This window comes from Patescibacteria group bacterium, from assembly GCA_018896645.1.
Taxonomy (GTDB): Bacteria; Patescibacteriota; Patescibacteriia; order UBA2591; family JABMQE01; genus JAHIMF01.
Map to the genome: position 1 here is coordinate 1 of JAHIMF010000048.1, position 6,081 is coordinate 6,081.

Sequence of the window (6,081 nt, forward strand, 5' to 3'; positions counted from 1 at the left end):
GCCACTGGCACGGCAATTAAGGCGCCAACAATGCCGGCTATCTTGCCGCCAATCAAAATTACTAAAATCACCACAATCGGGTTAAGACCTACGGCCCGCTTCATTATTTTGGGCACAATCAAATTATTCTCTAATTGCTGAATGATAAGATACAAGACAATCACTAAAAGAGATTTTATCGGCGACTGGGTAAAGGCGATAAAAACCGCGGGCACAGCGCCAAAAATCGGACCAATATACGGAATGATCTCCATCAAGCCCGCAAATAGCGCCAGCAACAAAGCATACTTGACCCCTAAAATCAAAAGTCCGATGTAGGATAGGATACCGATGATTATCATTAAAATAACTTGCCCCCTAAGCCAAGAACCAATCTTTTTTTGCATCCGAACATGCAGCTGCATAACATAGGGCTGATATTTCAACGGAGTAACCGCCTGCAGGAAAGCTCTCATGTTGTCTTTCTCTACAATCAAATAAAAAGTAATCACTAAAACCGCGAACAAGGCAATAAATCCGCCAAAAATATCACTGATTGTAGAAAAAATGCCTCTTGTGGTTTGACCAATATTCGCTACCCAAGATTCTATAATATGCCTAACGCCCTGCCCAGTAGAGGCTTCCCCCTGAAACTCTTCAAAACCACCAATAATTCTCTGATAATAACTGGGAAAATCTTTGGTTAAGCCAACAAACTCTGTAGTTATCGCTGGCACTAAAAGCACAACTACCAAGGCTAAAATTCCAAAACTCAAAACATAGATGGTAAGGATGCTCAAAATGCGGGGGATCTTTCTGGTCTGGAGCCAGTCTACCCAAGGATCAATGGCGGCTCCGAAAATCACAGCTACGAACAAAATAGCCATAACATCTCGAATCATATACACAAATAAAAGCAATAGAATTACAGCTATTATCTTTAAGATACTTACAATAGAGAGATTGATTGTTTGGTTTCCTTCTTTCATAAAAAAATTATTAAAATTAGAAATATAAAAAAATCTAAATTTATATCGGATTGATATTTGTTGATACTAATGGATATTCATTGATATTTGTTGATATTGGGAAATTAATATCTGAATATCTATTAATATCCGTAATATCCGTAATTTTATTATACCCTACTCCCACAAAAGTCTCAAGAAGCGGTTTCTATCTCTAAACGGACCAATCAAAGTTAAAGTTGATTTCTTGATATTCAAAATTTCACGAGCTACGCGCTTGATATCTGCCAACCTTATGCTTTCAATTTGTTTAAGCTTTTTCTCAAGTGACTCGATTTTATTAAGTAAAAGCAATTGGCTGGTATAAAACTCGGCAATCTCATGAGAATCTTCAAACTCTAATATCACTCTGCCCTTGACATAATCTTTGGCTTTTTGCAGCTCCTCCGGACTCGCGCCAAGTTGCACCAATTTTTTTAGCTCCTGAACAATCACTTTGATAGCCTCGTCAATTCGCGCTTTATCAAGCCCGGCCTGAATAATAAAACTGCCAGTATCTTGATATGGATTATTGTTTGAGCGAATAAAATAACAAAGCCCCCGGCGCTCTCGGACCTCAATAAAAAGTCGGGAACTCATGTTACCGCCCAATATAATATTGAGCAACTCTAACGCATAACGGTTTTTGTGGGTATATGAATATCCCAGAAATCCAAGACAAAGTTGGACCTGTTGGGTATCCATGCGCTTGAGTGCTACCCGCGGAGTCGCGATAATATTGTCCGATTGTTCAATTGTCAAAAACCTCGAGCTGTGTCGAAGGGTTCGATTGCTCGATTGTTCGATTGCTTTAATGCTTTTATGTTTTAATGCTTTAATGTCGCTAAAGCAGGTCTTTATCAACCCCAAAATTCTCTTCTCCTTAATCTGGCCACACACGCCAACAACCATATTCCTTGGATTATAAAACTCGTTCCGATATTTTAACATTGTTTGCCTGGAAATATTCTTGATGTTTTCTTTGGGGCCAATAATCAGCTGACCCAAACTACTTGTCCCGCCAAACATTGTTTCTTCCAAAAATGCGGGAGCAAATAGTAACGGGTTATCTTCGTACATATTAATTTCTTCAATAATCGTTCCGCGCTCGCGATTAAGCTCTTCGGAATCAAACTTGGAACAAAACAGCATGTCTGCCAGCACGTCCACGGCGAGTTCTATTTTTTCGCTTTGTAATTTTACGAAATAGCCCGTATGGTCTTTACCGGTAAAAGCATTATACTCGGCTCCCACACTATCAAGTTCTTGGGACAAATCCAGGGTTGTCGGTCGTCTTTGGGTCCCCTTAAACATCATATGTTCTATAAAATGAGAAGTACCGTTTAGCTTTCGCGACTCGTATCTAGAGCCCACCTTAACCAATACCAACACGGTCACGGCTTTAGTTTCGTGGAGCGAGGCAGTTATGACGCGGAGGCCGTTGGATAATTTGGTGACTTTGTAATTCATAGTAATATACCTTCTTAATAAATCATAGCTCTGTAACTTGTTGATATTTGTTGATATTTGCCCTTCGGGCTGATATTCATTGATATTTGTCGATATTGGGAAATTACTTTCTGAATATCTATTAATATCATGACTGAATTTCTATTAATATCTATGAATATCACGAAGTAAACCCTGTACCAAGGTGTCGCTTGTTGGTGGCATTAAACCACCAACTGCGACCAATCTATTATACCTCCGACTTCGTCAAAGGCTTTCTTTTGGTGCAGGGTAAATATCTATTAATTTCACGCTATGAATTTTTCTTTCAAATAGTTAATGAGTGTCTCGATATCCACGCGGTCCTGCTCCATCGTATCCCTATCCCTAACCGTCACCTTTTTATCTTCCAACGAATCAAAATCAACAGTCACACAATACGGAGTGCCGATTTCATCCTGCCGGCGATAACGGCGGCCAATAGAAGCTACCTCATCATACTGGCAGTTCCAACTCTTAAGCAAATCTTGAAAAATCTCTTGGGCTAATTTTGTAAGCGGCTCCTTTTTAGATAATGGCAAAACAGCAACTTTAACCGGAGCCAAACGTTTATCCAAACCAAGCATTACTTCAACTTCTTTAGTAGATTCAGTCGTAGTTGTTCGACCGCCAGCCACTTCTTTGTAAGCATCAATAAGAATCGCTAATAAAAGCCTATCAACTCCCAAAGAAGGCTCGATAACATAAGGCGTGAATTCCTTGCCTTCTTCATCTTTATATATTAATTTTTGACCACTGACTTTACTGTGGGCCGAGAGATCAAAATCTGTCCGGTTGGCAATGCCCCAAAGTTCGCCCCAGCCCCAAGGAAACTTGTATTCAATGTCAGTCGTGGCTTTGGAATAATGAGAAAGTTCTTTTTTGTCATGGTCGCGCAATTTAATGTTTTTATTGTCTATTCCAAGTTCAAGCAAAAAGTCCAGGCAAAACTCGCGCCATTTTTTAAACTGCTCCATATCTTCGCCGCTCTTTACAAAATATTCCAACTCCATTTGCTCAAATTCCCGAGTCCGAAAAATAAAATTTCCAGGCGTGATTTCGTTTCTAAAGGCCTTGCCGATTTGAGCAACACCAAAAGGCAATTTCAGCCGCATTGAATCCTTGATTAATTCATAATCTACAAAAATACCCTGGGCGGTTTCCGGCCGCAAATAAACCTCGCTCCCCTCGCCTTCTATTGGACCAATAAAAGTTTTAAACATTAAATTGAAAGGTCGAGATTCCGTCAGCTCGCCGCCGCATTCCGGGCAGTGTAATTTTCCATCACCGGTATCAATTTCGCCATATTTACCTTCACGCAATTCATCTTCCCTGAACCTTTGTTGGCATTTTTTACAATCAACCAAAGGGTCAGCAAAAGAAGCTAGGTGGCCGCTGGCTTCCCATGTTTTGGGGTTCATAATAATACCAGCATCAAGGCCAACCACATCGCTTCGTTCCTGCACAAATTTCTGCCACCACAATCTCTTGATATTATTTTTGAGTTCCACTCCCAGGGGGCCATAATCCCAAGAATTAGCAAGACCGCCATAAATTTCACTGCCGGGAAAAATAAAGCCGCGGCGTTTGCATAAAGAAACTATTTTGTCCATAAAATTATTCTTTTGAAATCCATTATTTAGTGAAGCCTCGGCAGGTGAGTTCTTTTTGGACATAAGATAAAAAATTTATTGGTTTATTGGTTTATTGGTTTATTTTTATAATTCTCTTTAATTATAGCTCTTTTAACAGGCTTTGGCAAATAAATCCCGGCGTCAAAATAGAATAAAAAAGGCCGAAATAGTTAGCTTAGGTTTTAAAACCTAAGCTAACTATTGGGCCTGTTTGGAATATTCTTTAATGTAAATAGTATGAACCACCTTCATACCCTCAATTTCTTTAACAATAAAAACACATTTCCCATTTCTATACTCGTATTCAGGCGGTTTACCGCCCTTTGGCTGGATGAAAAAATCCCCGGACAAAATTCTTTGAGCCTCTGGCATTGATTCTATAATTCCAACCACACCGCGACGTTCGGTAAGTCTTTGCCAAAAATGCGCTCCCACCCAAAAACCGGCAACAGGAGAATGGGAGTCGCGTATCTGGGCTCTGATTTGCCTGGGTGTAGAGTGGCGCCCTTGCCTCCGCTTTTTGGGCTTTTGATAATTCATTTTCCGTCTTCGCTTTTTGCTCACAATATTCACACCCCCTTATTAAAAAGAGCCAATAAAGCCATAATTCACGATTTTCTATATGATAGCACAAACCATAAATTATGTAAAGATGTGCCGATAATTAACCAATAAAAATGGCATACGGGTTTAAGTCGGGGTTAAACTTCAGATACACAGGCACGTTATACGACATAATAAAAAGCCTTCCGCCAAAGGCGGATAAACTTTTACTGATAATTTTGGCAATTTATTTTTGGGCGGGTCGCGTATGGCAAGTTTTCATATTTAATCACATCTTAAATTTTAACCGAAAGGAGTTGTGCCAGCCCTTCACCTCTGCCTACCGCCTGTCCGCCTCTGGAGGAGCAGGCAGTCAAATTTCCGCCTTTTTTATTTATCCGTAAAGTGATACAATTACCGCATGAAAGCTTATCAGGCAAAAATCAATAAACTTAGCGGCACGGATCTTCACGAAGTTCGCGGGAAGGATTTCGACTTCTATTCTATAAAGAAATCAAGCGGAAATCAAAACGCCGACCTTATGTGCGGTCGGCCTATTTTAAAAAAGATAAAATATTTTTAAATATGTCTTATTTAATTTTACTTCTAGCAATATCCTTTATATTAACGGTTCATTTTGTGGCCTATCGTTTTTTTATTATTGCTTTTAGGATTAGACGAAAGCGCATAAAAAAAACTCTTTTTTTAATCCTTGGAATTTTATCTTTTAGTTTTATTATTTCTGCAATTCTATCTCGCGTTTGGGCAAACGGTTTTATCAAAATATTTTATCTAATTTCCAGTATTTGGTACGGTTTCATGGTCAATTTTATCATGGCCATGGGACTTTTCTTGATTGTTTTAATAATATCTAAAATTTCTAAATTTAAAATAAATAAGGTTCTTATTTCTCGTATTTTTTTGGCTCTTACTGTTCTCTATAGTATTTTTGGAATATATAGCGCTTTTTTTCCAATAATAAAAAATCTTACCGTTAGCATCAGGGATTTACCGGAAGAATGGGAAGGAAAAACCATTGTTCAACTTTCCGATATTCATTTAGGACAAATCATTGGAATACGTTTTATGAATAGAGTGAATGAGAAAGTGGATGAAATTAACCCGGAAATAGTGGTTATTACCGGCGACCTTTTTGATGGAATGAACAAAAGCTTGAATTCTTTTATAGAGCCCCTAAACAATATCAAAGCAAAAAAAGGAGTTTATTATGTAACTGGAAATCATGAAACATATATAGGTGTGGAAAAAGCGTTAAACATTATTAAAAAAACAGAGATTAATATTTTAGATGATACAGTTGCTCTCGTAGCTGGCCTGCAAATTATAGGAATAAGCTATCCTGGTTTGGAAAAAGATATTACAGATGACAAAAATTATAATTTTAATACTCCAAGCTTATTGCTTTATCA

The 6,081-nt window shown here is 38.4% G+C and carries 6 protein-coding genes; 2 read left to right on the top strand and 4 right to left on the bottom strand.

Features of this window, described 5'->3' with window-relative positions; translation table 11 throughout:
* The 4 genes from KKD20_03800 to KKD20_03815 form a co-directional block, all read right to left on the bottom strand.
* Positions 1 to 968: AI-2E family transporter (locus tag KKD20_03800; protein ID MBU4332218.1), on the bottom strand; the 968-nt coding region annotated here is incomplete at its 3' end.
* A 156-nt stretch (positions 969 to 1,124) separates the two neighbouring features.
* Positions 1,125 to 2,456, bottom strand: coding sequence for an insulinase family protein (locus KKD20_03805; GenBank protein ID MBU4332219.1), 1,332 nt, complete (start codon positions 2,454 to 2,456; stop codon positions 1,125 to 1,127).
* Between the two features lie 287 nt (positions 2,457 to 2,743).
* Entirely contained in the window at positions 2,744 to 4,087 is a 1,344-nt protein-coding gene (locus tag KKD20_03810) for a glycine--tRNA ligase (GenBank protein MBU4332220.1), read from the bottom strand.
* A 219-nt stretch (positions 4,088 to 4,306) separates the two neighbouring features.
* Entirely contained in the window at positions 4,307 to 4,672 is a 366-nt protein-coding gene (locus tag KKD20_03815; protein MBU4332221.1) for a hypothetical protein, read from the bottom strand.
* A gap of 400 nt (positions 4,673 to 5,072) precedes the next feature.
* On the opposite strand from KKD20_03815, the gene KKD20_03820 reads away from it, so the two are divergent.
* Both KKD20_03820 and KKD20_03825 read left to right on the top strand, forming a co-directional pair.
* Entirely contained in the window at positions 5,073 to 5,234 is a 162-nt protein-coding gene (locus tag KKD20_03820; protein MBU4332222.1) for a hypothetical protein, read from the top strand.
* A 2-nt stretch (positions 5,235 to 5,236) separates the two neighbouring features.
* A partial coding sequence (locus KKD20_03825; protein MBU4332223.1) for a metallophosphoesterase occupies positions 5,237 to 6,081 on the top strand: 845 nt, incomplete at its 3' end.

Bases quoted from the DNA above. Each gene is read 5' to 3' on its own strand.
- KKD20_03820 (MBU4332222.1), top strand. From the start codon at position 5,073: ATGAAAGCTTATCAGGCAAAAATCAATAAACTTAGCGGCACGGATCTT.
- KKD20_03810 (MBU4332220.1), bottom strand. From the start codon at position 4,087: ATGGACAAAATAGTTTCTTTATGCAAACGCCGCGGCTTTATTTTTCCC.
- KKD20_03805 (MBU4332219.1), bottom strand. From the start codon at position 2,456: ATGAATTACAAAGTCACCAAATTATCCAACGGCCTCCGCGTCATAACT.